Annotated in this window: 28 protein-coding genes; 9 read left to right on the forward strand and 19 right to left on the reverse strand. The window is 64.0% G+C overall.

Features of this window, described 5'->3' with window-relative positions; genetic code table 11:
• Window positions 1-32: 32 nt before the first annotated feature.
• Complete coding sequence (locus DW352_RS08790) at window positions 33-518, reverse strand: RrF2 family transcriptional regulator (RefSeq protein WP_115690409.1); 486 nt, start codon at window positions 516-518, stop codon at window positions 33-35.
• 75 nt (window positions 519-593) lie between these two features.
• Between DW352_RS08790 and DW352_RS08795 the strand changes: the two genes are divergently transcribed.
• Window positions 594-1,034: a carboxymuconolactone decarboxylase family protein gene (locus tag DW352_RS08795; protein ID WP_115694316.1), complete on the forward strand. Its 441-nt coding sequence runs from the start codon at window positions 594-596 to the stop codon at window positions 1,032-1,034.
• 146 nt (window positions 1,035-1,180) lie between these two features.
• Window positions 1,181-1,981, forward strand: coding sequence for a DUF72 domain-containing protein (locus tag DW352_RS08800; protein WP_115690411.1), 801 nt, complete (start codon window positions 1,181-1,183; stop codon window positions 1,979-1,981).
• Between the two features lie 7 nt (window positions 1,982-1,988).
• Here DW352_RS08800 and DW352_RS08805 read toward each other — a convergent pair whose 3' ends face one another.
• From DW352_RS08805 to DW352_RS08820, 4 genes are read right to left on the reverse strand one after another with little or no spacing between them, the layout of a single operon-like run.
• Window positions 1,989-3,029: a sulfate/molybdate ABC transporter ATP-binding protein gene (locus DW352_RS08805; protein WP_115690413.1), complete on the reverse strand. Its 1,041-nt coding sequence runs from the start codon at window positions 3,027-3,029 to the stop codon at window positions 1,989-1,991.
• Between the two features lie 9 nt (window positions 3,030-3,038).
• Entirely contained in the window at window positions 3,039-3,908 is an 870-nt protein-coding gene (cysW, locus tag DW352_RS08810) for a sulfate ABC transporter permease subunit CysW (RefSeq protein WP_115690415.1), read from the reverse strand.
• Window positions 3,898-4,749, reverse strand: coding sequence for a sulfate ABC transporter permease subunit CysT (cysT, locus tag DW352_RS08815; RefSeq protein ID WP_115690417.1), 852 nt, complete (start codon window positions 4,747-4,749; stop codon window positions 3,898-3,900). Before cysT ends, cysW begins: the two co-directional genes overlap by 11 nt.
• A gap of 10 nt (window positions 4,750-4,759) precedes the next feature.
• Window positions 4,760-5,773: a sulfate ABC transporter substrate-binding protein gene (locus DW352_RS08820; protein ID WP_115690419.1), complete on the reverse strand. Its 1,014-nt coding sequence runs from the start codon at window positions 5,771-5,773 to the stop codon at window positions 4,760-4,762.
• Between the two features lie 222 nt (window positions 5,774-5,995).
• On the opposite strand from DW352_RS08820, the gene DW352_RS08825 reads away from it, so the two are divergent.
• From DW352_RS08825 to DW352_RS08835, 3 genes are all read left to right on the forward strand, one after another.
• The gene (locus DW352_RS08825) at window positions 5,996-6,463 is read left to right on the forward strand and encodes a DUF488 domain-containing protein (protein ID WP_115690421.1); all 468 of its coding nucleotides are present in this window, start codon (window positions 5,996-5,998) and stop codon (window positions 6,461-6,463) included.
• 111 nt (window positions 6,464-6,574) lie between these two features.
• Window positions 6,575-8,083: a 2-hydroxymuconic semialdehyde dehydrogenase gene (locus tag DW352_RS08830; RefSeq protein ID WP_115690423.1), complete on the forward strand. Its 1,509-nt coding sequence runs from the start codon at window positions 6,575-6,577 to the stop codon at window positions 8,081-8,083.
• Window positions 8,084-8,213: 130 nt separating this feature from the next.
• Window positions 8,214-9,515 (forward strand): gallate dioxygenase, encoded by a 1,302-nt coding sequence (locus tag DW352_RS08835; protein WP_115690425.1) that lies wholly within the window; start codon window positions 8,214-8,216, stop codon window positions 9,513-9,515.
• 400 nt (window positions 9,516-9,915) lie between these two features.
• On the opposite strand, the gene DW352_RS26740 is transcribed toward DW352_RS08835, so the two are convergent.
• Window positions 9,916-11,142: an MFS transporter gene (locus DW352_RS26740; RefSeq protein WP_162826865.1), complete on the reverse strand. Its 1,227-nt coding sequence runs from the start codon at window positions 11,140-11,142 to the stop codon at window positions 9,916-9,918.
• 93 nt (window positions 11,143-11,235) lie between these two features.
• Between DW352_RS26740 and DW352_RS26745 the strand changes: the two genes are divergently transcribed.
• Both DW352_RS26745 and bcsS read left to right on the forward strand, forming a co-directional pair.
• On the forward strand, window positions 11,236-12,006 hold the full coding sequence (locus DW352_RS26745) for an AraC family transcriptional regulator (protein WP_162826866.1): 771 nt from the start codon (window positions 11,236-11,238) through the stop codon (window positions 12,004-12,006).
• Between the two features lie 122 nt (window positions 12,007-12,128).
• Window positions 12,129-12,884 carry a cellulose biosynthesis protein BcsS gene (gene bcsS / locus DW352_RS08845; RefSeq protein WP_115690429.1) on the forward strand — a complete coding sequence of 252 codons (756 nt, stop codon included), beginning with the start codon at window positions 12,129-12,131 and terminating at the stop codon, window positions 12,882-12,884.
• Between the two features lie 3 nt (window positions 12,885-12,887).
• On the opposite strand, the gene DW352_RS08850 is transcribed toward bcsS, so the two are convergent.
• The 13 genes from DW352_RS08850 to DW352_RS08910 all read right to left on the reverse strand — a co-directional run bounded on the left by DW352_RS08850 (window position 12,888) and on the right by DW352_RS08910 (window position 24,150).
• Window positions 12,888-13,562 (reverse strand): hypothetical protein, encoded by a 675-nt coding sequence (locus tag DW352_RS08850; protein WP_115690431.1) that lies wholly within the window; start codon window positions 13,560-13,562, stop codon window positions 12,888-12,890.
• Between the two features lie 108 nt (window positions 13,563-13,670).
• Window positions 13,671-14,819 carry an ABC transporter permease gene (locus DW352_RS08855; RefSeq protein WP_115694317.1) on the reverse strand — a complete coding sequence of 383 codons (1,149 nt, stop codon included), beginning with the start codon at window positions 14,817-14,819 and terminating at the stop codon, window positions 13,671-13,673.
• Between the two features lie 23 nt (window positions 14,820-14,842).
• Window positions 14,843-15,778, reverse strand: a complete 936-nt coding sequence (locus DW352_RS08860; RefSeq protein ID WP_115690433.1) for an ABC transporter ATP-binding protein — start codon at window positions 15,776-15,778, stop codon at window positions 14,843-14,845.
• Complete coding sequence (locus DW352_RS08865) at window positions 15,775-16,548, reverse strand: HlyD family secretion protein (RefSeq protein ID WP_115690435.1); 774 nt, start codon at window positions 16,546-16,548, stop codon at window positions 15,775-15,777. Before DW352_RS08865 ends, DW352_RS08860 begins: the two co-directional genes overlap by 4 nt.
• Entirely contained in the window at window positions 16,545-17,246 is a 702-nt protein-coding gene (locus tag DW352_RS08870) for a TetR/AcrR family transcriptional regulator (RefSeq protein WP_245434370.1), read from the reverse strand. The genes DW352_RS08865 and DW352_RS08870 overlap by 4 nt, the downstream gene beginning before the upstream one ends.
• Window positions 17,247-17,363: 117 nt before the next feature.
• Window positions 17,364-18,374: an NADP-dependent oxidoreductase gene (locus DW352_RS08875; RefSeq protein WP_115690439.1), complete on the reverse strand. Its 1,011-nt coding sequence runs from the start codon at window positions 18,372-18,374 to the stop codon at window positions 17,364-17,366.
• A gap of 52 nt (window positions 18,375-18,426) precedes the next feature.
• A complete protein-coding gene (locus tag DW352_RS08880) occupies window positions 18,427-18,831 on the reverse strand; it encodes a DUF4189 domain-containing protein (protein WP_245434371.1) in 405 nt (134 codons plus the stop codon).
• A gap of 67 nt (window positions 18,832-18,898) precedes the next feature.
• Window positions 18,899-20,521, reverse strand: a complete 1,623-nt coding sequence (locus DW352_RS08885) for an NTP transferase domain-containing protein (protein WP_115690441.1) — start codon at window positions 20,519-20,521, stop codon at window positions 18,899-18,901.
• Between the two features lie 142 nt (window positions 20,522-20,663).
• Window positions 20,664-21,362: an XdhC family protein gene (locus tag DW352_RS08890; protein WP_115690443.1), complete on the reverse strand. Its 699-nt coding sequence runs from the start codon at window positions 21,360-21,362 to the stop codon at window positions 20,664-20,666.
• On the reverse strand, window positions 21,363-21,686 hold the full coding sequence (locus tag DW352_RS08895; protein WP_115690445.1) for an XdhC family protein: 324 nt from the start codon (window positions 21,684-21,686) through the stop codon (window positions 21,363-21,365).
• A gap of 55 nt (window positions 21,687-21,741) precedes the next feature.
• Window positions 21,742-22,944 carry a vWA domain-containing protein gene (locus DW352_RS08900; protein ID WP_115690447.1) on the reverse strand — a complete coding sequence of 401 codons (1,203 nt, stop codon included), beginning with the start codon at window positions 22,942-22,944 and terminating at the stop codon, window positions 21,742-21,744.
• A gap of 1 nt (window position 22,945) precedes the next feature.
• Window positions 22,946-23,206: a hypothetical protein gene (locus DW352_RS08905; protein WP_162826867.1), complete on the reverse strand. Its 261-nt coding sequence runs from the start codon at window positions 23,204-23,206 to the stop codon at window positions 22,946-22,948.
• Between the two features lie 23 nt (window positions 23,207-23,229).
• Entirely contained in the window at window positions 23,230-24,150 is a 921-nt protein-coding gene (locus DW352_RS08910) for an AAA family ATPase (RefSeq protein WP_115690451.1), read from the reverse strand.
• 95 nt (window positions 24,151-24,245) lie between these two features.
• Here DW352_RS08910 and DW352_RS08915 point away from each other — a divergent pair, with 95 nt between their 5' ends.
• Together DW352_RS08915 and DW352_RS08920 are read left to right on the forward strand one after the other, a co-directional pair.
• Window positions 24,246-24,764: a VOC family protein gene (locus DW352_RS08915; RefSeq protein ID WP_425374642.1), complete on the forward strand. Its 519-nt coding sequence runs from the start codon at window positions 24,246-24,248 to the stop codon at window positions 24,762-24,764.
• A gap of 85 nt (window positions 24,765-24,849) precedes the next feature.
• Window positions 24,850-25,875, forward strand: coding sequence for a diguanylate cyclase domain-containing protein (locus tag DW352_RS08920; protein ID WP_115690453.1), 1,026 nt, complete (start codon window positions 24,850-24,852; stop codon window positions 25,873-25,875).
• The last annotated feature ends 16 nt before the right edge of the window (window positions 25,876-25,891 follow it).

Consider the following 25,891-nt stretch of genomic DNA (forward strand, 5'->3'; position numbering starts at 1 on the left):
CGGGCCTTTTGCTTGCGGATGCGCAGCGCGGGCTATGCCGCCTTATCCAGCCAGCGCCTGATGGCAGCCTGCTGCTCGGGTGAGACTTCGTGCGCGGCCTCAGCGATAAGTTTGGCGAGCGTTACCTTTCCAAGCTCCGCGAGATACACTTGCTCGGCAGCCCACATCGCCCGCGCGATGCCACAGGCTTTCGGATAGCAGCGGCGCGGCTGACCGGTCGGCCCCCGCCGCCGGATCTCCTGGCAACGGAAGCAGGTCCCAGGACCTTCGATCGCCAAGACGATGTCCCGCAACGTGATCATGTCGGTCGCCCGCGCCAGCCGGTAGCCCCCCGACGGCCCGCGGGTGGCCGTCAGGATGCCGGCCTTGGATAAGGCCTGCAGTTGCTTGGCAAGATAGGCCTTCGGCACGTCGAAGAAGAGCGCGAGGTCCGCAGGACCGAGCGCACGCCCTTCCGGCAATGCCGCGAGCATGGTGCAGCTATGCGCCGCCCACTCCACACCTTCCGACAACCGCATCTTGACCCCAGACCTGAAAAAGCGGATATATTTTATCCGTAATTGAGTTCAGCAGTATTTGCAATGGAGTTCGCGATGTCGCAGCGTTTCAACCTCCGTCAAATCGCGCCCGACGGCTACAAGGCGTTCGGCCCGCTCTACCAGTACATCGAGACCTCGGGCCTCGACCGCCGGCTGGTTGACCTGGTGTTCCTGCGTGTTTCCCAGATCAACGGCTGCGCCTATTGCGTCGACCTGCATTGGCGCGATCTGATCGGCGCCGGCGAAGACCAACGCAGGCTCAACAGCCTGGTTACCTGGAAAGAGGCGCCGTTCTTCACAGCGCGCGAACGCGCAGCTCTCGCCTGGACCGAAAGCCTGACCAACATCGCCCAGACCGGCGCGCCGGACGCCGATTATGCGCTCGTGAAGTCCGAGTTCAGCGAGAAGGAAGTCGGCGACCTCACCATCGTCATCTCGCTCATGAATGCCATGAACCGAGTCGGCATCAGCTCTCGGCTTGCCCCCGCAGCCTAGGCGCATCGCAGAGGCCCAAAAGAAAACGACCACTCGAAACAGCGCGCGTTCATCCGGCGTCGCTATTCCGTCGTGGCCGTCGGGCATTGACCTGTTAAGATCAGCGCCACTGGAAGCGAACGTTAACCCCTTGAAGTGACAGGCGCATGACAAAGCAGGGCAAGATCTATGTCGGCATCGGCGGCTGGACTTACGAGCCTTGGCGCGGTGTCTTTTATCCCAAGGGCCTGCCGCATGCGCGCGAACTCGAATATGCCGGGCAACACCTCACCTCGATCGAGGTGAACGGCACATTCTATCGCACGCAGACGCCTAAGACCTTCCGCTCCTGGGCCGACCAAGTGCCCGACACCTTCGTCTTCTCGCTCAAAGGCCCGCGTTACGCCGTGAACCGGCGCGTGCTCAGCGAGGCCGGTGACTCGATCAAGCGCTTCCTCGAGTCGGGCGTCACCGAACTCGGCAAGAAGCTCGGCCCCCTGCTCTGGCAGTTCGCGCCGACCAAGAAGTTCGACGAGGCCGACTTCGGCGGCTTTCTCGATTTGCTGCCGGAGACGTTTGACGGGCACAGGCTGCGCCACGTCATCGAGGTGCGCCACGACAGCTTCAAGGCGCCGGCGTTCATCGCCATGTGCCGCAAGGCCAATGTCGCGATCTGTTATGCCGAGCACGACACCTATACGGAGATCGCCGATATCACCGGCGATTTCGTCTATGCGCGGCTACAGAAGGGCGAGGAAAAGCTGAAGGCGGGTTATCCCCCCAAGGCGCTCGATGCTTGGGCCGAGCGCGCCAAGACCTGGGCGAGCGGCGGCGCGCCGAAGGATCTGCCGCTCATCGACAAGGCGCCGAAGAAGGCGCCGCGCGATACGTTCATCTACTTCATCCACGAGGCCAAAGTGCGCGCGCCGGCGGCGGCGATGGCTTTGATCGAACGCGTGTCGGATTGAGCGAGCGCTAAGAGGCTGGAAAGAGCTGCCAATAGCGTGGCAGGAAGGCGATCTTGTCCGGCAGATCGTGGCAGGCGTCCGCAGGCACCTCGATTTCGACCAGGTGCTTGGCCTCGCCGACCAGCAGATTGATCCGCCGCCAGCCGCCACTGCGGCGCACCGAAGCAACGGTGCCCCGAAGCGCGTCGGGCCGATCGCCGGCGAGATCGACGCTGTTCGGTCGCAGGAAGAGACGCGCCGCGCCATCTCCCGCACGGGCCGGCGAAAGGCCGACCGGATGTCCTTCGAACAGAATCTGGCCGCCCGCCACCGACACCGGCAGTTCGCTCGCCTCGCCGATGAAGGAGAAGACGAACGGCGAATTCGGGCTGTCGTAAATTTCGTCCGGCGTGCCGACCTGCTCGATCAGCCCCTGGCTCATCACGACGACACGATCGGCCAACTCCAAGGCCTCTTCCTGGTCGTGGGTGACGAACACCGTGGTGTGGCCGGTCTTGTCGTGCAGTTCGCGCAGCCACTGCCGCAGTTCGCGCCGCACCTTGGCGTCGAGCGCACCGAAGGGCTCGTCGAGCAGCAACACGCGCGGCTCGATCGCCAAGGCGCGCGCCAGCGCCACGCGCTGACGCTGACCGCCGGACAGCTGCGCCGGAAACCGCTTCTCGAGACCCGACAACTGCACGAGGTCGAGCAACTCGCTCGCCCGCTTGCGGATCGCGGCGCCGGGGGGACGCTTGTCGCGCGGCCGCACTTTGAGGCCGAAGGCAATGTTGTCGGCGACCGTCAGGTGCTTAAACAGGGCGTAGCTCTGGAACACGAAGCCTACATTGCGCTCCTGAACGCTCTTCTGCGACGCGTCCTCGTCGCCGAAGAAGACCATGCCGGAAGTCGGGTGCTCGAGCCCGGCGATCAGACGCAGCAAGGTCGTCTTGCCCGAACCGGACGGACCGAGCAGCGCAATCAATTCACCGGAGCGGATGTCGAGCGAAACCCCGCGCAGCGCGGGATAGCGGTCGAAATCCTTCCGAACATCGACGACACGAATGTCCATTAGCTTGCCTTAGTGACCGTTGCTGCCGGCGATCTGATCGCCGTAGCGCCATTCGAGGGCGGTCTTCACCGCCAATGTGACGAGCGCGAGCAGCGCGAGGAGCGAAGCGACGGCGAAGGCCGCCGTGAACGCGTACTCATTGTAAAGGATTTCGACCTGTAGCGGCATCGTATTGGTGAGGCCGCGGATCTTGCCGGACACCACGGCGACGGCGCCGAACTCGCCCATGGCGCGTGCGTTGCAGAGGAGAACGCCGTACAAAAGCGCCCACCGGACGTTGGGGAACGTCACGAACATGAAGGTCTTCAAGCCGGTCGCGCCGAGCGACAGCGCGGCTTCCTCGTCCCCGGTCCCCTGCTCCTGCATCAACGGTATGAGCTCGCGCGCCACGAACGGAAACGTGACGAAGATCGTCGCCAGCACGATGCCAGGAACGGCGAAAATGATCTCGATGCCCCAGTCGTCCAGCCACGGCCCGAGATAGCCCTTCGCGCCGAACAGCAGCACGTAAACGAGACCCGCGATCACCGGCGACACGGAGAACGGCAGATCGATCAGCGTAACGACGAAGCTCTTTCCCTTGAACTCGAATTTTGCGATGGCCCACGCGGCGCAGACGCCGAAGATCATGTTCGCCGGCACGGCGATGACCGCGACCAGCAATGTCAGGCCGATAGCCGCCAGCGTGTCGGGATTGCCGATCGCCTTCATATATCCCGCAATGCCGCCACGCAGCGCTTCGGCGAACACGACGGCCAGCGGCATCAAAAGAAAGATGGCGAAGAACGCCAGCGCGACCACGATCAGCGTCGTGCGAAATGCGAAAGGCTCGCCCGTGGCCGGCGGCGGCACGGACTTGCGTTGAGAGTCAGCCGGCATAACCGAACCTCCGCCGGCTCCAGACCTGGATGAGATTGATGGCGAGCAGCATCGCGAAAGAGATGGCCAGCATCAGCGATGCGATGGCCGTCGCCGCCGAGTAGCTGAACTCCTCGAGGCGGATGACGATCAGGAGCGGCGCAATCTCGGAGACGAAGGGGATGTTGCCGGCGATGAAGATGACCGACCCGTACTCACCGATGGCCCGCGCCAGCGCCAAGGCGAAGCCGGTCAGGATCGCCGGGATGAGCGGCGGCAGCACCACGCGTAGAATCGTCTGCCAGCGGTTGGCGCCGAGCGTGGCGGCCGCCTCCTCCAATTCCCGATCGAGGTCCGCGAGCACGGGCTGCACGGTACGCACCACGAAAGGCAGGCCGATGAAGATCAACGCCACCACGATGCCGGATGGCGTGTAGGCGATCTTGATGCCGAACGGCGCGAACAACGACCCGATCCACCCCTTCGGAGCATACAATGTGCTGAGCGCGATACCCGCGACCGCGGTCGGCAAAGCGAAAGGCAGATCGATCATCGAATCGATCAGCCGCTTCCCGGGAAACCGATAGCGCACCAGCACCCAGGCCAGAATCAATCCGAATACGCCGTTCACAAGCGCGGCGATGAACGAACTGCCGAAACTGATCCGCAGCGCCGCAAGTGTGCGCGGGTCGAACGCCAGCTTCCAGTAGTCCGCCCAGCCGAGCGACGCGCTACGGATGAGCAACGCCGCAAGCGGAATGAGCACGATCAAGCTCAAATAGGCCATAGAGAAGCCAAACGTCACCCCGAACCCCGGGATGACGCTTGGCCGCTTCCATCTGAATGCCGTCCGGTCCGCCATGGCTCCTAGCTTACTTCGGCTTGTAGAGTTGGTCGAAGATACCACCATCGCCGAAAAATTTCGGCTGCACTATCTTCCAGCCGCCGAGGTCGTCGATGGTCGCTAGTTTCAGGCTTGGGAACCGTTTGATGGCCTCCGGGGAAACGGCCTCCGGCTTGGACGGCCGGTAGTAGTTCTTGGCCGCGATCTGCTGGCCGACGTCGCTATACAGATATTCGAGATAAGCACGGGCCACCTCCGTGGTGCGATGCTTCTCGGCATTCTTGTCGACCAACGCCACGGGCGGCTCGGCCTTGATCGAGATGCTCGGAACCACGATGTCGAACTCACCGACGCCCAATTCGTCGAGCGCGAGGAAGGCTTCGTTCTCCCAGGCAAGCAGCACATCGCCGATCTTGCGCTGGACGAAGGTCGTGGTGGAGCCGCGCGCGCCGGTATCGAGCACCGGAACGTGCTTGAACAGCGCGGCGACATAGTCGCGGACCTTGCCTTCGTCACCGTTGTACTTATGGAGCGCCCACGCCCATGCGGCAAGGACGTTCCAGCGGGCGCCGCCCGAGGTTTTCGGATTTGGCGTGATCACCTCGACACCGTCCTTCACCAGATCGTCCCAGTCCTTGATGCCCTTCGGATTGCCCTTGCGGACAAGGAAAACGATGGTCGAGGTGTAAGGCGAGCTGTTGTGCGGCAGGCGGCCGCGCCAATCCGCCGGGATCTTGCCAGAGTTCTGCGCGATCGCATCGATGTCGGCTTCGAGCGCCAGCGTCACGACATCGGCTTCGAGCCCATCGATCACTGCGCGCGCTTGCGCGCCCGAGCCGCCATGCGATTGCTGGATGGCGATGGTCTTGCCCGTCTTCTCCTTCCAGTACTTGGTGAAGGCATCGTTGTAGGCGCGATAGAGCTCGCGCGTCGGATCGTAGGAAACATTGAGCAGGCGATTCTGCGCGAAGACCGGTGCCGCCGCTGCGATCGTTAAAGCAATAGTTGCAAGGCCCGTTAGAGCGCGAAGTTGCAAGCGCATGAGGAGCTCCCCTCTCGATTTCGAGTTCCACAATTGCTTCTGCGATGCCGCGCCACAAGAGCAGCATCGAAGAAAAGACGGTTTCTGTCGAGAAGTTCGAAGGCCGCGAAAGGAATATGCTTGGGCGTTTGAATTCCCACGCAAATTTTTGCTTGCGGCATCGAGCCGCACACGTAACATTTGTGACGGCTCGACACGCTTCCCCGCGCTGGACGAAACTTCATGGCCGCACGGTCCACCCCGCAGCTGTTCACGATCGGCTACGAACAAGCAAAGCCGGCTGCCGTTCTTGACGAGCTGAAGCATGCGAAGGTCGACATGCTGGTCGATGTCCGTGCGGTCGCCGCCTCACGTCGTCCCGGCTTCTCGAAACGACAGCTTGCCGCGACGGTGGACGACGCCGGCATCGCCTACGTGCATCTGCAAAAACTCGGTACGCCGGCGGAAGGCCGGCAAGCCGCGCGCGCCGGCGATCGCGCGACGCTTACGCGCATCTACGAGAAGCACATCAAGAAGGCGGAGCCGCAAGCCGAACTGGCAGAGCTCATCGGGCTGATCAAATCCGGCAAACGCATCGCGCTCTTGTGCTATTGCCGCGATCCGGCGACCTGCCACCGCAGCCGCATCGTCGCCCACGTGAAGGATCGCATGCGCGTCAAAGTCGAGGACCTGATTCCACCGCTCTTCTAACGGCGTTGACGGCATGCGAATCCGCGCACCATAACTTGATCTACATCAAAGCAGTCGGTTGCGCCGAGAACCAATTTCCTTCGGCCATCCCAACAAGGCCGGAGGAATCGTATGCTGGACGTCGCGCGTAAACCAGGGCAGCCCGAGCAGGCGCCCAAGGTCAAGGACGTCCTGAATTTCATCGACGGCCATTACCTGCCCGCGCGGGGTGGCCGCACCTTCGACAAACGCACGCCGGTCGATGGCGCGTTGATCGCCAAGGTCGCGGAAGCCGCGGAAGCGGACGTGGATGCCGCCGTGAAAGCCGCGCGCGCAGCGCTCGATGGGCCGTGGGGGAAGATCACCCCGGCCGAGCGCGGCGACCTGCTGTATGCCGTGGCCAACGAGATCAACAAACGTTTCGACCAGTTTCTGGAGGCTGAGGTCGCGGACACCGGCAAGCCGGTCAGTCTCGCCAGCCATCTCGATATTCCGCGCGGCGCGGCCAACTTCAAGGTCTTCGCCGACACGGTGAAGAACGTCTCGACCGAGTTCTTCGAGATGGCGACGCCGGACGGCGCCGGCGCCATCAACTACGCGGTGCGCCGCCCGGTCGGCGTCGTCGGCGTGATCTGCCCGTGGAATCTGCCGCTGCTGCTGATGACCTGGAAGGTTGCACCGGCGATGGCGTGCGGCAATACGGTTGTCGTCAAGCCGTCGGAAGAAACGCCGCAGACCGCCACGCTGCTCGGCGACGTCATGAATGCGGTCGGCATTCCGAAGGGCGTCTACAACGTGGTGCACGGCTTCGGACCGAACTCGGCCGGCGAATTCCTCACCCGGCATCCGGGCGTCAACGCCCTCACCTTCACCGGCGAGACACGCACCGGCGCCGTCATCATGAAGGCCGCGGCCGACGGCGCGCGGCCGGTCTCGCTCGAGATGGGCGGCAAGAACCCCGCGATCGTGTTCGCCGACTGCGATTTCGACGCCGCCATCGAGGGCACCATGCGCTCCTGTTTCGCCAACGCGGGACAGGTGTGCCTCGGCACCGAGCGCGTCTATGTCGAGCGGCCGATCTTTGAGAAGTTCGTCGCCGCGCTGAAGGACAAGGCCGAGAAGCTCAAGCTCGGCGTGCCCGAGGACAAGGCAACGACGATGGGGCCGCTCATCAGTCTCGAGCACCGCAACAAGGTGCTGTCGTATTACGCCAAGGCGGTGGCCGAGGGCGCGACCGTCGTGAGCGGCGGCGGGATACCGAAAATGCCGGATGCGCTCAAGGATGGCGCCTGGGTACAGCCGACGATTTGGACCGGCCTTGCCGACAGCGCCGCCACCGTGACCGAGGAGATCTTCGGCCCCTGCTGCCACATCGCGCCGTTCGACACGGAAGACGAGGTCGTCAAACGCGCCAACGCGCTCGATTACGGGCTCGCCGCCGCGGTCTGGACCACCAACCTTGCGCGCGCGCACCGCGTCTCCAGCCGCATCGAGGCCGGCATCGTCTGGGTGAATAGCTGGTTCCTGCGCGATCTGCGCACGCCCTTCGGCGGCATGAAGCAGTCCGGCATCGGCCGCGAGGGCGGCGTGCATTCGCTGGAATTCTACACCGAGCTCAAGAACGTCTGCATCAAGCTATAGAAGCCGGTCATTTCGGACGCCGCGCCGCGGCGATCCGGAATCCAGAACTAGGCGCCGAGTGAATGGCTGGATTCCGGGTTCGCGCCTTCGGCGCGCCCCGGAATGACGGGCGGGACAAAGGAGAGCTAAAATGGCCAGGATCATCGGTGCGATCGCTGCGTCCCACACGCCGACCATTGGCTTTGCCTACGACCGCAACAAGCAGAACGACCCGGTCTGGAAGCCGATCTTCGAGGCCTTCAAGCCGGTGCAGCAATGGCTCGCCGACAAGAAGCCCGACGTGCTGTTCGTCATCTACAACGATCACGTCACCTCGTTCTTCTTCGACCACTATTCAGCCTTCGCGCTCGGTATCGGCGAGAGCTACGTCGTTGCCGACGAAGGCGGCGGCGCCCGCGATCTGCCGCCGGTCGCCGGCCATGCCGGCCTGTCGCATCACATCGGCGCGTCCCTCACCGCCGACGAGTTCGACATGTCGTTCTTCCAAGGCAAGCCGCTCGACCACGGCTGCTTCTCGCCGCTGTCGATGATGTGGCCGCATGCTCCCACTTGGCCCGGTGCGATCGTGCCGTTGCAGGTCGGCGTGCTGCAGTTTCCGATCCCGTCGGCGGCGCGCTGTTACAAGCTGGGCCAAGCGCTGCGCCGGGCGATCGAGAGCTACCCGGAGGACCTCAAGGTGGCGCTGGTCGCGACCGGCGGGCTGTCGCATCAGGTGCACGGCGAGCGCGCCGGCTTCAACAACACCGCCTGGGACGAGCGTTTCCTCGACATGATCGAGAAAGACCCGGTCGCCCTCACCCGCATGACGCTGGCCGATTACGCGCGGCTCGGTGGCATGGAAGGCGCCGAGGTCGTCATGTGGCTGATCATGCGCGGCGCGCTGTCTTCCGCCGTCAAATGCTTGCATCGCAGCTACTATCTGCCGTCGATGACCGGCATCGCCACCGCCATTTACGAGAACGAAGCGATCGAGCCGCCGGCCGATATCCAAGCCGAGCATCGCCGCCATATGGGTCACCAACTGGCGGGCGTCGAAACGCTTGCCGGCACCCTACCGTTCACCTTCGCCCGCAGCGTCAAGGCATTCCGCATCAACAGCTTCCTGCATGACCTGATCAAGCCGGACCACCGCGCCGAGTTCCTCGCGGCGCCGGAGAAGGCGTTCCAGCAGGCGGGATTGAGCGACGAAGAATGCACGCTGATCCGCAACCGTGACTGGCGCGGCATGATCCATTACGGCGTCAGCTTTTTCATGCTGGAGAAGCTGGGCGCGGTCGTCGGCGTGTCCAACCTGCACATCTACGCGGCGATGCGCGGCCAGACACTGGAGGACTTCCAGAAGACGCGGAACGCGCCGGGCGCGCTCTATTCGGTTGCCGGTACGGATGCGCCGAAGCTGGCATGGGACAAGGAACCGGCAGGCGCGAAGTAATGCAGAGGCTCGGTCTTGAACGAGCGTGCCAATTGCTTATTTGGCACGAAGGCCGTCGAGAACTCCGCTCATTCCCGCGAAAGCGGGAATCCATCGCGGACCGGTGTCATTCATAGCGGCCCTGGGTCCCGCCTTCGTGGGGACGAGCGGCCATAGGTTTCTGAGTTTCGGGCGATTGCCGCGGTGACGCGGTAGGCTCTTCACTCTCCACAAGGCGGCGATGCAACGGACGCCGACGAGCCGAAAGAGCGGGCGTAACACCCCGTATCGCCCGAACCCTTCCTCTCAAGTCATTCCGGGGCGCGAGCGAAGCTCGCGAACCCGGAATCCAGTTCACTCTCCCGAGCGTTGTTCTGGATTCCGGATCGGCCCTACGGGCCGTCCGGAATGACGTTGTGCACTACTCCGCCGCCTGGAGTTGCGCGTGACGCGCTTCAACCTGTCCGATCAGGAGCGTGAGCCCGACCGTGGCGACGAACATCGCGAATGCGATGACAGCATTGGCAGCGAGCACAAGGCCGAAGCCTCCGCGGTCATGCAAGAGCGAGATCATCGCGATCGCGCAGCCGGCGCTGATGAACAACGTGAAGTAACGCACGGCGTAGACCCGGCCGCGCCAGGCATCCGCCGTGTAGCGCGCCAGCACCATGTCGTTGATCGTCACTTGGGCGTAGATGGCGGCAATCGACACCGCCAGCGCCGCCATCAGCGATACGCCGTCGAAATAGGCCGCGCCGAGATTGCCGAGGAAGCCGAGCCCGGTGACGGCCACGAACAACGTGTGCGGCGCGAAGCGCTCCACCAGCCGGCCGATGAAGAGCTGCGCGATGCCGCCGCAGATCAGCACCAAGGTGGCGATGCTTCCGGCAAGCACGAGCGGCACATGCGTCGCCAGCCGCTCGTCAACAATTTTCGGCAGCGCGATCGTCAGCATGTTGAAGGTGACGCCGGCGGTTATGGAAATAGCCAGGAACAGGCCGAACAGGATCATCGCCGTGCGCGGCGTCAACGGCACCGTCGCGACCGACTTGCGCTTCTTCGCGTGGTGCCGGTCATCGGGCGTGAGCCAGACATAGGCAAAACCGCTCGCCATGACGAGCGCACCCGGCACGATGAAGGCCGCGCGCCAATTGATCCAGCTCGCCAAGAAGGCGCTGATGCCGGCGGCGAGCGACACACCGAGATTGCCACACACGCCGTTAAAAGCGAGGGTGCGGCCGCGCGCCTGCGAGGCCTCGATCAGCATGGCCATCCCGACCGGATGATAGATGGCCGCGAACATGCCGAGCGCGAACATGCCGATCGCCAGCACGATCAGGTTTGGCGCCAGCCCCACCACCAACAGACTGATGCCGCCGCCGATGTAGAAGGCCGCCATCATGTTGCGGCGGCTCCAGCGGTCCGCCAGCCAGCCGGCCGGCAAGGAGAACACGCCGAACGCGATGAAGGCCGCACTCGAGAGCGCGATGAGCTCGCTATACGAGCGGCCGTAAACCGCCGTCAGCCCGATCACCACCGTCGGGTAAATGAGCAGCACGAAGTGATCGACGGCGTGCGCCCAATTCAGGAAGGCGATGGCGCGGCGTCGGGCGCTGTCGTCCCGCGCGTCGATGGCGGTCGGGTTCATGGGCATTTCCGGCATTTGCGGTAATTGACAATCTGTCGCAACGATACACTTGCCTTTTGGCGATGTTCGGCCGAGTTTCGTCGAGATTAGGCCATGACCGCGACCTCGCCATACCGTCCGAACCTGGACGACGCCCCCCGCCCGGTTGCCGTCCTGCCGAGCGCGCGGCCGGCGGGCGATCGCATTCCCCTGCACCATCACCGGCGCGGCCAGCTCACCTACGCCACGAGCGGCATCATGCGGGTGGAAACGCCGGAAGCGGCCTGGATCCTGCCGCCGGCCCGCGCCCTGTGGCTGCCGCCGCAATGGCCGCATACGGTCGTCATGCGCAGCCGCGTCGAGATGCGCACGGTCTATATCGACTCCCCGTATTGCGCGGCTCTGCCGGCGAGCCCATCGCTCGCGGAAATCTCGGGCCTGCTGCGCGAACTGATCCTGGCCCTCTTGGAGGAGCCGGCCGACTATGACGAGAACGGCCGCGGCGGCATCATCGCCCGCCTCATCCTGACCGAGCTCGGCCGCCTGGGCGAAGGCCGGCTCGCTGTGCCCATGCCGAGCGATCCCCGGGCGCTGCGCGTTGCCCGCGCCCTCCTCGACGATTCCAGCATCGATCTGGATCTTGATCGCTGGGCGGACGCATGTGGCGCCAGCCGTCGCACGCTGGCGCGGGTCTTCCGCAAGGAGACCGGCCTTGGCTTTGCCGAATGGCGGGCGCGGCTGCGGGCCATCGATGGCCTGGCCCGCCTGTCGGAAGGCGCCTCGGTCGCCGAGACGGCGCGCTCGGTCGGCTACGCCAGCCCCAGCGCCTTCTCGGCGATGATCCACCGCACGCTCGGCGAGCCACCCCGGCGCCTTGCCAAATAATACGATCGTTACCCGTGAATAGAGCCTCATGATCGCATGGACAGGCGCCGAATTTCCCTCTTAAGTTGTGGATTGGTTGTGGAAGCTATTGCCGGTCGGTTCGAGGCGTGTAAGGGGCCTCAATGTGCGTCAGGCGCGTATGCGCGGCGACGTCCGTCGCCGTGGCCTTCATTGTCTGTCTTGGATTAGGAATTTCGGGCAACGCCCTCGCCGGCGATGACCCGGACGAACCGACCGTTATTCTCTTTTCCGGCCGCGACCTCTGGCGCAATGGCGTCTTCGCCTATGGCGGCTTTCTGACCGCGCCCGGCGGCTTCGAACAAGACGGCCTCATGTTGAAGATGCTGCTGTCCGGCGGCGCCTATCGATACACCGCCCAGGATTTGAATACGGACGTAATCGGCGCCGAAGCCGTCATCCAAGTGCTGCCGGGCTGGCGCATCAAGCGCGGCGACATAGAGGCTAAGTTTTTCTTCGGTCTCGATATCGAACGGCACAAACTCTGGCCGGACGATCCAGGCAACCGCCTACGCGGCACCGATATCGGCGCGCGGTTCGCGGTCGAGCTCTGGTACGAACCGACGCCGGCCACCATGCTGGCCGGCGATCTGTCACTCTCCACCATCGCCACCAACAACTCGGCGCGCATCGCTTACGGCTGGCGCGTGCCGGAAGATGTTATCGGCATTGGCGACTTCTATGTCGGCCCGGAAGCACAGTACTTTGCGTCCGACGGTTATCGCCATTGGCGGCTCGGCGCCCACGTGACGGGCCTGAAGGCCGACGGCTACGAATGGTCGGCGGCAGCGGGCTGGGCCAGCGACTCCACAAGCTATGCAAGTCCCTACCTGCGCCTCGGCATGTCGGTACGCCAATGAACGTCAACGCCCGCCTTCGTCTACTTCAATGCCGTAAAACAAACCGGTGCCAGTACTTGTTTCGCCCGATTCACTCGTGATATTTGCCCCAAACGAAGCGCTCACGACGCGACCGATAGCCTGCTTCTGAGAAGCCGATACTTTGCCGCCGATCTTGAAGGTCGTCTTGACGTCTACATCAGCCTGAAGCACCGCTGTCACGAGCGACCTTCCGCTCGTGGAACATCCCGATCGCCTGATCGCCGAAACCGCTGCTTTTAGCTGCAAATCATCCGGCCGATAAATCTTTGTATTCTTCAGTGAAATGTCGACCTTATCGACGACTTCCGAACTCAACTCAATTCCCGCAATTGCCTCCAGTTCGGCCTTGGCAGAGCTATCGGCAGATACGTTGTAAGTGATGTTCAGCACTTCGGTCGGACTTGGAGTGATCGATGCGAGCGGCAGCGCCCCCCCCGGCCGGCAGAATCGACTTAGCGAAACGACGCGTGCGTTCCTGTCGGAGCCGCGCGAAACCACACGAACACGGGCCAGCGTCCCCGGAATATAGATCGCTGACGCCGGCCTGAGCAGATCCATTTCATATTTTTGTTTCATCGCCCGCGTCAGACTCGGCTCCGCGCAACCTGCCAAAAAAAAAGCGGCGCCGCTTAAAGCAACCACTGTCCCGCCCCGCATTTTATCCCCCTTAGAGTCGCCCTCTGGGGAGGCATCTTCATTTTCAAATCTTTAGGTTGCAAATAATCAATGATGGATATCCACAATTTTAACACAATAGATTGAATGTCAATCGAGCGTGCGCCGGAAGCGTGTAATCGCGATCATCATCGCGACCAGCATCAGGACGAACAGCATCATGGCGTCGTAGTGCAGATCCGAGACGGAAGAGCCTTTCAGCATGATCGAGCGAACGATGCGCAGATAATGGGTGAGTGGCAGCGCCTCGCCCACATATTGCGCCCATTGCGGCATGCCGGCGAAGGGAAACATGAAGCCGGACAACAGAATGTTCGGCAAAAAGAACATCATCGACATCTGCATCGCTTGCAGCTGGTTCTGCGCGATGGTCGAGAACGTGTAGCCGATCGACAGATTGGTGGCGATGAACAACGTGCTGAGCGCCGCCAGGACACCGAGACTGCCGAGGATCGGCACGCCAAACAGCAAAACGCCGATGCCGATGATCATCGACGCCTGGACGAAGCCGACCATGATATAGGGAATGATCTTCCCCAGCATGATTTCGACCGGCGTGATCGGCATGGACAGCAAGCTCTCCATGGTGCCGCGCTCGATCTCGCGCGTCACCGACAACGCGGTGAAGATGAGCATGGTCATGGTCAGGATGGTGCCGACCAGGCCCGGCACGATATTGAGCTGGGTGACGGCGGCCGGATTGTAGCGCGCATGCGTGCGGATCTCGAACGGCAACGTCGTCGTGACGGGGATGGCGCGGTCGTGTTGCAGGGCCGTCTGCATGACCTGGCCGAGCGCGGACAACGCCGAGCCGGAGGCCACCGGATCGGTCGCGTCCGCGGCGACCAACATGGCAGGCTTGTCGCCGCGCCGAACCGCGCGCTCGAAATTAGCGGGAATTTCGATGGCGAACAGCACTTTGCCGGAAGCCAGAAGATGGTCGAGCTCCGCCGCGCTGCTCGGCAGCTCGCTGACCTTGAAGTATTTGGTGTTCTGTAGCGCCGCCAGAATGGAGCGCGCCAGATCGCTGTGCTCTTGCAACAGCACCGCCGTGGGCAGATTGCGCGGCGTCGTGTTGATCGCGTAGCCGAACAACATGAGCTGCACCAGCGGGATCATGATGATCATCGCGAATGAGACGCGGTCGCGCTTGAGCTGGATGAACTCCTTGACCAGCATCGCCCACGTCTTGCGCCAGAATCCCCTGCCGCGCAGGCGGGGCTGGTCGGAATCGGCCATGATGTGGGTTGGCTGCGGATCGATCATTGGAAATTGTCCCGCGCCTTGCCCATCAAATCGATGAACACGTCTTCGAGCGAGGGCTCCGATCGTTTCCAGTCCAATCCGCCACGCGCGCGATAGGGCGCGATCGCCCGCTCCAGCGCGTCCGCATCGCGGCCGGAGACATGCAGGCTGGTGCCGAAGGGCGCCACCATGTCGACACCCTGCGTGCGGCTGAGCGCGTCGGACAAATCGCTGAGATTGGCGTCGGCGGCTGTGACGATGTACGTGGTCAGATGCGATCCTTCGATCACCTGCTCGACCGTGCCGCGCGCCAGAAGTTCGCCATAGGCGATGTATGCGATCTCGTGGCAGCGCTCGGCCTCGTCCATGTAGTGGGTCGACACCAGCACGGTCAGGCCTTCATTGGCCAAGGCGTGGATCTCATTCCAGAACTCGCGCCGCGCCTTCGGATCGACGCCTGCGGTCGGCTCGTCGAGCAACAGCAACTGGGGACTCGACAACGTGCAAGCGCCCAAGGCCAGACGCTGTTTCCAGCCCCCCGACAGCTCGCCCGCGACCTGCTCCTCGCGGCCGGCGAGGCCGAGGCGTTCGATTGCGGCCCGTGCGGCAGCGGCCGGCCGCGCAAGACCATAGATGCGCGCGATAAACTCGAGATTCTCGCGCACCGACAGGTCCTGATAGAGGCTGAAGCGCTGCGTCATGTAGCCGACGCGGTTCTTGATCTTGTCGGTCTCGGTGCGGATGTCGTAGCCGAGGCAGGTGCCGGTGCCTTCGTCGGGCGTCAACAGACCGCACAGCATGCGGATCGTCGTCGTCTTGCCCGAGCCGTTAGGTCCGAGAAAGCCGTAGATGCTACCGCGTTTAACCTGCATCGACAGATTGCGCACCACCGCGCGACCGTCGAACCTCTTGGTCAGGTTGTGGACGTCGATGACGATGTCGTGGCCGTTCATTTCGCGGCCTCCGTTGCTGCCTCCGGCAGCGTGACGGTGACCGGCTGGCCGACCCGAAATTTCTCGGGCTGCGCCGGTCGCGCTTCGATCATGTAGACGAGCTTCGAGCGTTCCTCGAGGCTGTAGATCACCGGCGGCGTGTACTCGGAGCTGCGCGCGATGAAGGAGACCTTGGCGGTGAGCCCCGGTTCGCAGCCATCACACGACACCGCGACGGTGTCGCCGAACTTCACCGTCGCCAGTTCCGTTTCGGGCGCGAAGAAGCGTATCTTAAGGTTGCCCGGCGGAAGCAGCGACAACACCGGCCGCCCCGGCTGCACCGTCTCGCCCGGCCGGTAATAGATCTGCTGAATGGTGCCGTCGGCCGGACTGTTCGCGGTGCGCCGCGCCAGCCGCGTCTGCGACCATTCGAGATTGGCTTTCGCCTGCCGCAGCGCGGCTTCCGCATCGTCATACGTCTTCTGGGTGCCGGCGGCGGTCTTGAGCAATTCCTTGGCACGGTCGAAAGCCTGCTGCGCATTGACCACCGCGGTTCGGCGCACTTCGAGATCGGCCTTTTGCAGATCGTCGTCGACGGTGAACAACAAGTCGCCTTTGCGGACGGTATCACCTTCGCGCACCTTGAGAACTTCGACACGCCCCTGCTCATCCGGGCTGACGAAGATCAAATCGGCTTCGACCCACCCCTGCAATTGACGTTCGTTGCTTTTGTCACAGCCGGCAAGCGCGAGCGCGACGAATGCCGCGATGAGAGCATGTCTGACGGTCATGGCTCTCTCCTCGCGCCGAACAGCAACTCGACATGAGTCTGCATCATCGTTCGAACATCGAGAGGATCGTAGCGCTCGAACAGACCGTTCCATATGATCGCCATCAAACCGGGCGCAGCGATGAGCTGCGGAAATTCGACCAATCCCGGCGCCACCTCGCCGCGCGCGGCCGCGCGGTTGAGCAGCGCGCGCACGGCGGCGATGATGCGCGACAGCACTTCCCGGTAGTAGAACTCCGCGAGCTTGGGAAAGCGGCGGCCTTCCGAGATCATCAGCCGGACGACGTCCTTGCGCCGGGTCTCATAGACCTCGCGCATGAAGAGGTCGGCGATGTGCGAGGCAATGTCCGGCAGTGGCAGATCGGCGGCCCCCATCGCTTCGATGCTACCGACCAGCGGTGTCAGCATTTCGCGGATGAGCTCCTGAAACAGGGTCTCCTTGTCGCGGAAATAGAGATAGATCGTGCCCTTGGCGATGCCGGCGCGTTTGGCGACGTCATCAAGGCGCGTCGCCTCGAAGCCGCTCGCCGAAAACTCATCAAGCGCCGCCGCCAGAATGGCCTCCCGCCGCGCCGCGCTACGCGTGTCGCGCGCGCTGTCGCCGACGATTTCCACCCGCTGCTCGCGCTTCCGGGGCGCCGTCTTCGCTGCCTTGCGCCGTTCCGCCATACCCCCACCACTGACTGACTGGTCAGTCATTATTTAATCCAGATCGGGCCGGCGCGCAAGATGGAGAAAATTGGCTGGTTTGGTGCTTGCCGGTATCCCGCTCCGCCCTACTTGTGGGGGATGAGCGACGCGGGCCGTTCGGCGGCGCTAGGCGTGAACCAGCCGGATCAATCGCTTGCCGAGATTTTCCCCCCGGTAGAGTTCGGCGATGGCGGCCGGACAGTGCTCGATGCCGTCGACGATGTCCTCGCGATAGGTCAGCCGCCCTTCCCGCACCCAGGCGGCGAGCCGGGCCACGGCTTCTTCATAGCGATGCGCGAAATCGAACACGAGCAGGCCTGACATGCGCGCGCGTTTGACGAGGATCTGGCGCTCCACACGCGGCCCCATCGGCGGCGGGTCCCAGCTCGCGACCGACGCCGTGCCGCAGATAACAATGCGTGCGCCGATGGCAAGCTGCGCGAGTACCGCGTCGCTGATGGCACCGGACGTGTTGTCGAAATAAACGTCGACGCCGCGCGGACAAGCCTCACGCAGTGCGGCGGCAATGTCGCCGGCTTTATAATCGATCGCCGCATCGTAGCCGAAGGCCTCGCGACACAACGCTGTCTTCACCGGCCCGCCGGTGATGCCGACCGTGCGGCAGCCCATCAGCTTCGCGATCTGCCCGACGGCCGAGCCCACCGCGCCGGCTGCCGTCGACACGACGACCGTATCGCCCGGCCGCGGCATACCGAGATCGAGCAGACCGAAATACGCCGTCACCCCGTTGAGGCCCAGCACACCGAGCGAGAGCGACAACGGCAGATCCGCTTCCATCACCTTGCGGGTGACGTTGCTGCCGTCCGACACCGCATAATCCTGCCAGCCGAACATGCCCATCACGCGATCGCCTTCGGCAAAACCGGGATGGCGCGACGCGACGACCGTGCCGGCGGAAAAAGAGCGCATGACTTCGCCGATACCCACGGGCGTCGAATAGTTGGCAATGGCGGAGACCCAGCCCCGCATGGCCGGCTCGACCGACAGGTAGTCGTTACGGATGAGGAACTGCCGGTCGCCCACCTCGGGAAGCGGCGCGACGATAATCTCGAAATGATCTGCTTGCGGGATGCCGTTGGGCCGCGCCCTCAAGCGAACTTGGCGGTTGACGCGCATGGTGTGAGTGCTCCCTTGGACAGGGGAGCATCTTATACCAAGCTGTTTGCCATCAACCCTTCACGTCACAGAAGAACGAGCGGATGACGCATTCCTTGCCGCCGTCGGTATAACAGGCCTTCAGCGCCTCGTTCTGGGTGCGGCCGAGACGCGGCCCCTTCCCCCAACCATTGCCGCCGCACGGATTGGAGAAGTCGACGGCGAAGGCGGCGCAGCCGTGCCGAACCGTCGTTACCACGCGGCAGTTGTCGCCACGGCATTTCGACAGCGCGTTCTGCCGCGCCTCGTCGACCGAGCGGAAATCGAACGCATCGCCATAGGCGCCGCAAGCGCCGATCGCCAGGGCCCCGGCGGCGCGCGCCGTATTCATGGTGGCGAGCATGACGGCGGCGCTGCCCAGCAGCAACGCCGCAGCCACGAGCGCTCGCATCACCGGCGTATAGGTGTCAGCCGCCATCGTCCCTTACCCGAACCCTGTCGGGAACTAACGATGAGTCGCTCCGGCGGATCAACGATTCGGAGTCTCAGGCACGTTCGATTTCAGCCTTGACGGCGGAAAAGGACTCAGGGGTATCGACGTCGGTCAAGGCGGCGGCACCGGCGACCGGCACCTCAACGACGGCCTCGGCATAGGTGGCGATGAGATTGCGCGCCCCGATATCGCCGGCGATGCCCATCAAAGCCGGGAAGAACCGCCGCGACCAGAGCACCGGATTGCCGCGCAGCCCGCCGATCGACGGCACGACGACCAGCGCGCCGCGCTCGGGATCGAACCCATTGATCAACTGATCGATCAAAGACGCATCCACTTGCGGCATGTCGCCAAGGCAGACAATGGCGCCGTCCGCATCTTTCGGCACGGCGGCGATGCCGGCTTTGAGGGAGGTACCGAGCCCCTCGGCATAGTCGGCATTGAACACGATCTGCACCGGCAGACCGGCCAACGCCGCTTCGACCTTCTCGCGCTCGTGGCCGGTGACAACGATCACCGGCGATGCGTGCGAAGCGAGCGCATTTTCGGCGGCGATGCGCACCAGCGGCTTGCCGCCGATTTCGGCGGTCAGCTTGTTGACCGCGCCCATGCGCGTCGAACGGCCGGCCCCGAGCACGACCGCCGCGATGCGGCGCCCCTTCTCTTCTTCCTTCTCCTCGCGCGGCTGCGGGCGCGTGACGATTTCCATGAGCAGGCCGCCGACACCCATGCCGGTGACGTCCTCGCGCGACACCGGCAGGCCGGCGAGCAGACGCATCAGCACCCAGTCGAACCCATTCTCCTTCGGCGAACGCGCGCAGCCCGGCGCGCCGAGCACGGCCTGACCGCGCGCACGGCCAATCAGCATCAAATTGCCGGGGTCGACCGGCATGCCGAAATGCTCGATCTCTCCACCGACGGCCTCGAGCGCGGCCGGAATGACGTCGCGCCGATCGGCGATCGCCGAGGCGCCGAACACGACGACCAGCTCGGCGCCGGCGTTCAAGAGCTCGTCGATGGCCGCTGCGAGTGCCGCCTGCTCGTGGGGCACGCGCTTCTCGGCGATGATCGTCGCGCCGGCCGGCGCGATGCGCGCCGCGGTGATCTTCAACGTCTTGTCGATGACCTTGGGCGACAGACCCGGCAGCAAAGTCGAAACGACACCGACTTTGCGCACCCTGTAGGGCGCGACGCGGATCACCGGCTGCGCCTTGCGCGCTTCGGCCACGGCTTTATCGCGCGCGCCGCCGGCAACGGCGAACGGGATGATTTTTACCGTGGCGATCATCTCACCCGGCACCACCGGCTTGTAGGCGGTCAAAGTCGCGAGCGTCACCGCTTCGTCGACACGGTTAAGCCGGTTCACGACATCCTTATCGACAACCAGCAAGCCCGCCTCTTCGGCGAAGAGGTTGCAGCGGCCGGTGAACGCTTTATCGGTACGCACGCCCTCGCCCGCGACCGCCGCCGCGATGTCGGCCGCCGCCTGGTCCTCCGACACGTCGCCCGGCTCCAGCCGCGCGACCACGATCTCCTTGATGTTCGCGGCCTCGAGCGCAGCGACCTCCGCCGCGCCGATCAACGTGCCCTTCTTGAGCACGAGTGCGCCTTCGCGAATGGAATGCACCGCCGTGCCGCCGACGGCGTCACGAACCGGAACGGCGCCGAATTTCATAGACTGCTCCCGTCATTCCGGGACGCTCGCATCGCGAGCGGACCCGGAATCCAGCCGCATGTTCTAAATTCGTTTCTGGATTCCGGGTTCGCCCGCCTTCGCCCTACGGGCTTCGGCGCGCGCCCCGGAATGACGAATGCCGTCATGCCGCTTCCGCCTTTTCCTGCTTCACGCGCAAACGCAACGTGATCTCCGCCATGATCGAAACCGCGATCTCAGGCGGCGAGATAGCGCCGATGTCGATACCGATCGGCGCATGAATGCGCGCGATATCGAGATCGGTAAGCCCCGCTTCCTTCAACCGCGCGACGCGCTTGGCATGCGTCTTCCGTGAGCCGAGCGCGCCAATATAGAAGCAGTCGCGTGCCAGCGCATGCTTGAGCGCCGGATCGTCGATCTTCGGATCGTGCGTCAGCGCGACAAAGGCCGTGTATCGATCGATATTGAGCGGCGGCAGCGCGACATCCGGCCACTCGGCGATCACCTTCACGTCGGGGAAGCGCTCGATGGAGGCGAACGCCGTGCGCGGATCGACGATGGTCACGTCGTACCCGAGCAAAGCCGCGATCGGGGCAAGCGCTTGGCTGATGTGTACAGCACCGGTGATGACCAGCCGCGGCGACGGCACATGCACGGTGAGGAAGACACGGCCATCTGCCGTCTCTTCCATGCCGCTTTTGGCCATGCGGACACGCTTTTCGATGGTGTCGCGCAGCGGATCGTTGGCGATGTCGCCGGCACGTACCAGACGCTGCGCCCCGTTATCGACATTGGTGACGACCACCACGACGCGCCGGGCGGCGCGGTCTTCGTTGATGGCGTGGAGAATATCGAGCTGCACTTAACTCACCTTCTCGACATAGACGCGAATGGTGCCGCCGCACGACAGCCCGACCTGCCAGGCCGCCTCGTCGGCGACGCCGAACTCCAGCATTTTCGGCTTGCCGCTGTCGATCACGTCGATGGCCTCGGTCACCACCGCGCCCTCGACGCATCCGCCGGAGACGGAGCCGAGGAAATTGCCGTCATTGTCGATCACTAGATTGGAGCCGACCGGCCGCGGCGCCGATCCCCAGGTCTCGACCACCGTGGCAACGGCCACGCCGCGCCCGGCTTTGCGCCAATCCTCAGCCGCTTTCAGAATATCTTCGTCGCGTGCGTACATGATGAACCTCCGATTTTCTCGCCTCTCCCCGCGCGCGGAGACAGGCGCAGGTAAGCTAGGCAACCTGCTTCAGCATCTTCTTCGGATCGTAGCCCTTGGCCGGCGCGCCCGAGAGCGCCCGTACGAGCTCGGTCATGGACTCCAGATTGTGTATCGGCCGCAGTTCATCAACATACGGCAGCATGGTCCGCACGCCCTTGGCGCGCGCCTCGAAGCCCTCGAAGCGCAAAAGCGGATTGAGCCAGATGAGCCGGCGGCACGAGCGGTGCAGCCGGTCCATCTCGAAAGATAGCGTGTCATCGGCATCGCGCTCAAGTCCGTCGGTGATCAGGAGCACAACGGCGCCCTGCCCGAGCACGCGCCGCGCCCAATGCTTGTTGAAGGCATGCAAGGACGTCGCAATGCGTGTGCCGCCCGACCAATCCGCGACGTTCGCACCGCAGGCGGCGAGCGCTTCGTCGGGATCGCGCTGGCGGATGGAGCGGGTGACGTTGGTCAGCCGCGTGCCGAACAGGAAGGTGGTGACGCGCTTGCGCGCATCGGTAATGGCGTGCAGGAAGTGCAGGAACAGCCGCGTGTACTGGCTCATCGACCCGGAGATGTCGAGCAGCGCCACAATCGGCGGCTCCTTCACCCGCGGGCCAAGGTACTTAAGGTCGATCACGGCGCCGCCGGCTTTCATGCTGGAGCGAAGCGTTCGGCGTACGTCGATCAGATGACCGAGCCGGTGCGGCGCCAGCCTGCGCGTCTTCACAAGGTCCAGTGGCAGCGCCAGCTTGGCGATCGCATCCTTGGCCCGCGCAATCTCGGCCGCCGTCATCTGCGCGAAGTCCTTTTTCTGCAACACCTCCCGGTCCGAAACCGTGAGGCGCGCATCGACCTCCACTTCGCGCTCTTCCGCGCGCTCCTTATTGGACGCGAACAGGGCGTCCTGAACGCGCTGGGCGCCGGCCTCCGGCGGTTTCGGCGCTGTCGGCAAGGTCTCGGGCAGCATCGAGGCGATCATCTTGTCAATCAGCCCGCGCCGGCGGAAGAAGATGCGAAACGCCTGGTCGAACAGGATCGAGTGCTCGCGCCGTTTCACGAACACCGCATGCAGGGTCCAGTAAAAATCGTCGCGATTGCCGACATGCGCCACCTCGAGTGCCTGCACGGCGTCGAGCACGGAGCCCGGCCCCACAGGCATGCCGGCCGCGCGCAAGGCGCGCGCGAAGTAGAGGATGTTTTCGGCGAGGCGGCCGTTTGTTTCCGTCGCCATGTCAAAGACCGTCGAAAATCTTGCTGACGGCGTCAATCACGCTTTCCGCGATTTCGCCCGCCACCGAGCCAGCGCCGTGTGCAGCCGTTTCCGCCGCGGGAACGGCTGTATCCACCGCGCCCTCCACGAGCTTGCAGCCGGACGTTGCCGAGTCCGTCAGCGCCATGGAAACTATCGGATCGACAGGGTCGACGCCATCGAGAGCACCACCGCGCTTCCCCTCCGATTTGCGGACTAAACCTTGGGCAATCTCCTCACTCACCATGCATCTCCAAACGAAGTGGCTTACTCGGCCGCCCGCAATTCCGCCTTCACCTCGTCGAGCAGCGTCTTCACCTTGCTGCCGTCGAGCCGCGCGATGTCGTCCTGATATTTGAGCAGCACGCCGAGCGTGTCGGACACGGTCGCCGGATCGAGCGCCACGACGTCCAACTCGGTGAGCGCCGTTGCCCAGTCGAGCGTCTCCGCGACGCCAGGCACCTTGAACAGGTCTTCCTTGCGCAGCGCCTGCACGAAGGCCACCACCTGCTCGGACAGCTTCTTGGCAATGCCCGGCACCTTGGTGCGCAGGATCGTCAATTCGCGCGCGGCGTCGGGATAGCCGACCCAATGGTAGAGGCAGCGGCGCTTGAGCGCGTCGTGCACCTCGCGCGTGCGGTTGGAGGTGACGACGACGATCGGGGGGTGCGGCGCCTTTACCGTGCCGAGTTCCGGCACGGTGACCTGATAATCGGCGAGCACTTCCAAAAGGAAGGCCTCGAACGCCTCGTCGGTGCGGTCGATCTCATCGATGAGCAGCACCGGCGGACCATCCGGGTCCGGCTCAAGTGCCTGCAACAGCGGCCGCTTGATCAGGAATCGCTCGGAGAAGACGTCGTGCTCGATGCGCGAGCGGTCGCCCTCACCCTCCGCCTCGGCGAGCCGGATGGCGATCATCTGCGCGCCGTAATTCCACTCGTAGACCGCCGCCGAGACGTCGAGGCCCTCGTAGCACTGCAACCGGATCAGCTTGCGGCCGAGCGTCGCCGCCAGCACCTTGGCGATCTCGGTTTTGCCGACGCCGGCCTCGCCCTCGAGGAACAGCGGCCGCCCCATCTTCAGCGCCAGGTACAGCACCGTCCCGAGCGAGCGGTCGGCCACGTAGCCGGCCTTGGCCAGGAGGTCGACGGTGGCGTCAATGGAGGTCGGCAGCGGCGTTGAGGTCATTAGAGCATCCACGGAAAGGGGGCGCTTTATCCTAGCGCAGGCACGGCATACATGTGGGTAGCAAAGCCGTGCCCGGCCAGCCAGGGATAGCACCCATGTCGACGACCGAAATGCCCGAAAACGCCCTCCGCCAGCCACCCATCGACGCGGGGGTGCGGATCGGCCATGTGCACCTGAAGGTCGCGGACCTCACGCGGGCGCTCGATTTCTACTGCGGCGTCCTGGGCTTCGAGCTGACCTTCCAGCGGCCGGGCGCCGCCTTCATTTCGGCCGGGGGCTACCACCACCACATCGGCCTGAACACCTGGGAGAGCAAAGGCGGCTCCCCGCCGCCCCCCGGCTCGACCGGCCTCTACCACACGGCGATCCTCTACCCGACCCGGAAGCTCCTCGCCGACGGCTTGCGCAGGCTGATCGTGGCCAAGATCCCGCTCGAAGGGGCGAGCGACCACGGGGTCTCGGAGGCGCTCTACTTGCGCGATCCGGACGACAACGGCGTCGAGCTCTATTGGGACCGGCCCAAGGACCAGTGGCCGCAGATGCCGGACGGGTCGCTCAAGATGTACACCCACCCCCTCGACCTGCACGACCTCCTGGCTGAGCTCGAGCGATAAGCTCTCGCCTAGTGCACCTGCTTTCCCGACGATAAACTGTAAATTGACCAAACCGAGTCTCCGCCCGGCGCGGACGAGGCGGAACATGTCGACGCGAGGGAAAATGGGCAGTGCGACGCCTGTCGCGGATGTCGATCCGTATTCACATGAATCGAGCGCCGCAGCGCTCGCTCGTTTGATTTCGCTTGTCGACATCCAAGCGCGCGTCGTCCGCAACTACGAGGCCTTGTCGCTGAGCCGCCACATCTACGAGCGCGCCTTGTCCGCCGGCCGTCTCGGCGTCTGGCAATGCGACCTGTCCACCGAGACCCTGAGCTGGTCGTCCGGCACTTACGACATATTCGATCTGCCGCGCATGTCCCCTCTCGTGCGCAAGCAGGCGCTGCTTTGCTACCCGGCTCATTCGCTCAAGGCGCTTGAAGCGATCAGAACGCCAGCCATCAAACGCCGGCAAAGTTTCACTTTGGACGCTGAGATCGTCACACCGAAGGGCAAACGCCGGTGGATCCGCATCGCCGCCGGCGTCGAATGCGCCGGCGACCGTGTCATAGGCCTCTTCGGCATCAAGCAAGACATCACCGAAGAGCGTCTCCAGTCGGAACGACAGCACTATTTTGCTACCGTCGACGAACTCACAAACCTCGCCAACGGCAATCAATTCCAAGCGCGTCTGGCCGAGGCCTGCAAAGCGCGTGCGGAGGGCATCGGCGGCTTTCTCCTGCTGATCAATCTGGATCACTTCAAAGACGTCAACGATGCGCTTGGACATGCGGTCGGCGACCTGTGCCTGAAAGAAGCGGCCCAGCGTCTTGCCGAGGCTTGTGGCGACGCGGCCGTTGTCGCGCGGCTGAGCGGCGACGATTTTGCCGTGCTTCTGCATCCGGAAAGCTCGATCACCCACGTCAATGGGACAGCCGCTCGCGTCGTGCGCACGATGGGCCGCCCATTCGACTGCGGCGGCCACATGTTCAAGATCGGCGCCTCGATCGGCATTACAGCAATCGACGGCTGTACGCCCGATGAGGCATCGCAACGTGCGAATGCTGCGCTCGCCACCGCCAAAGCCGGCGGGCGGAGTACCTATCGCTGGTGCACGGCAGGCGCGGCGTAAGCCATCGGAAATCGAA

Source organism: Pseudolabrys taiwanensis (genome assembly GCF_003367395.1).
In the GTDB taxonomy this organism is placed as follows: domain Bacteria; phylum Pseudomonadota; class Alphaproteobacteria; order Rhizobiales; family Xanthobacteraceae; genus Pseudolabrys; species Pseudolabrys taiwanensis.

What these genes read in the sequence shown, in the direction of transcription:
- DW352_RS08895 (WP_115690445.1), bottom strand. Translation starts at nt 21,686, where the DNA reads ATGTACGCACGCGACGAAGATATTCTGAAAGCGGCTGAGGATTGGCGC.
- DW352_RS08850 (WP_115690431.1), bottom strand. Translation starts at nt 13,562, where the DNA reads ATGCGGGGCGGGACAGTGGTTGCTTTAAGCGGCGCCGCTTTTTTTTTG.
- DW352_RS08830 (WP_115690423.1), top strand. Translation starts at nt 6,575, where the DNA reads ATGCTGGACGTCGCGCGTAAACCAGGGCAGCCCGAGCAGGCGCCCAAG.
- DW352_RS08805 (WP_115690413.1), bottom strand. Translation starts at nt 3,029, where the DNA reads ATGGACATTCGTGTCGTCGATGTTCGGAAGGATTTCGACCGCTATCCC.
- DW352_RS08875 (WP_115690439.1), bottom strand. Translation starts at nt 18,374, where the DNA reads ATGCGCGTCAACCGCCAAGTTCGCTTGAGGGCGCGGCCCAACGGCATC.
- DW352_RS08800 (WP_115690411.1), top strand. Translation starts at nt 1,181, where the DNA reads ATGACAAAGCAGGGCAAGATCTATGTCGGCATCGGCGGCTGGACTTAC.
- DW352_RS26745 (WP_162826866.1), top strand. Translation starts at nt 11,236, where the DNA reads ATGACCGCGACCTCGCCATACCGTCCGAACCTGGACGACGCCCCCCGC.
- cysT (WP_115690417.1), bottom strand. Translation starts at nt 4,749, where the DNA reads ATGGCGGACCGGACGGCATTCAGATGGAAGCGGCCAAGCGTCATCCCG.
- DW352_RS08855 (WP_115694317.1), bottom strand. Translation starts at nt 14,819, where the DNA reads ATGGCCGATTCCGACCAGCCCCGCCTGCGCGGCAGGGGATTCTGGCGC.
- DW352_RS08820 (WP_115690419.1), bottom strand. Translation starts at nt 5,773, where the DNA reads ATGCGCTTGCAACTTCGCGCTCTAACGGGCCTTGCAACTATTGCTTTA.
- DW352_RS08795 (WP_115694316.1), top strand. Translation starts at nt 594, where the DNA reads ATGTCGCAGCGTTTCAACCTCCGTCAAATCGCGCCCGACGGCTACAAG.
- DW352_RS08885 (WP_115690441.1), bottom strand. Translation starts at nt 20,521, where the DNA reads ATGAAATTCGGCGCCGTTCCGGTTCGTGACGCCGTCGGCGGCACGGCG.
- DW352_RS08910 (WP_115690451.1), bottom strand. Translation starts at nt 24,150, where the DNA reads ATGACCTCAACGCCGCTGCCGACCTCCATTGACGCCACCGTCGACCTC.
- DW352_RS26740 (WP_162826865.1), bottom strand. Translation starts at nt 11,142, where the DNA reads ATGAACCCGACCGCCATCGACGCGCGGGACGACAGCGCCCGACGCCGC.
- DW352_RS08880 (WP_245434371.1), bottom strand. Translation starts at nt 18,831, where the DNA reads ATGGCGGCTGACACCTATACGCCGGTGATGCGAGCGCTCGTGGCTGCG.
- DW352_RS08870 (WP_245434370.1), bottom strand. Translation starts at nt 17,246, where the DNA reads ATGACTGACCAGTCAGTCAGTGGTGGGGGTATGGCGGAACGGCGCAAG.
- DW352_RS08920 (WP_115690453.1), top strand. Translation starts at nt 24,850, where the DNA reads ATGTCGACGCGAGGGAAAATGGGCAGTGCGACGCCTGTCGCGGATGTC.
- DW352_RS08900 (WP_115690447.1), bottom strand. Translation starts at nt 22,944, where the DNA reads ATGGCGACGGAAACAAACGGCCGCCTCGCCGAAAACATCCTCTACTTC.
- DW352_RS08835 (WP_115690425.1), top strand. Translation starts at nt 8,214, where the DNA reads ATGGCCAGGATCATCGGTGCGATCGCTGCGTCCCACACGCCGACCATT.
- DW352_RS08860 (WP_115690433.1), bottom strand. Translation starts at nt 15,778, where the DNA reads ATGAACGGCCACGACATCGTCATCGACGTCCACAACCTGACCAAGAGG.
- DW352_RS08865 (WP_115690435.1), bottom strand. Translation starts at nt 16,548, where the DNA reads ATGACCGTCAGACATGCTCTCATCGCGGCATTCGTCGCGCTCGCGCTT.
- DW352_RS08825 (WP_115690421.1), top strand. Translation starts at nt 5,996, where the DNA reads ATGGCCGCACGGTCCACCCCGCAGCTGTTCACGATCGGCTACGAACAA.
- cysW (WP_115690415.1), bottom strand. Translation starts at nt 3,908, where the DNA reads ATGCCGGCTGACTCTCAACGCAAGTCCGTGCCGCCGCCGGCCACGGGC.
- DW352_RS08790 (WP_115690409.1), bottom strand. Translation starts at nt 518, where the DNA reads ATGCGGTTGTCGGAAGGTGTGGAGTGGGCGGCGCATAGCTGCACCATG.
- DW352_RS08915 (WP_425374642.1), top strand. Translation starts at nt 24,246, where the DNA reads ATGTCGACGACCGAAATGCCCGAAAACGCCCTCCGCCAGCCACCCATC.
- bcsS (WP_115690429.1), top strand. Translation starts at nt 12,129, where the DNA reads ATGTGCGTCAGGCGCGTATGCGCGGCGACGTCCGTCGCCGTGGCCTTC.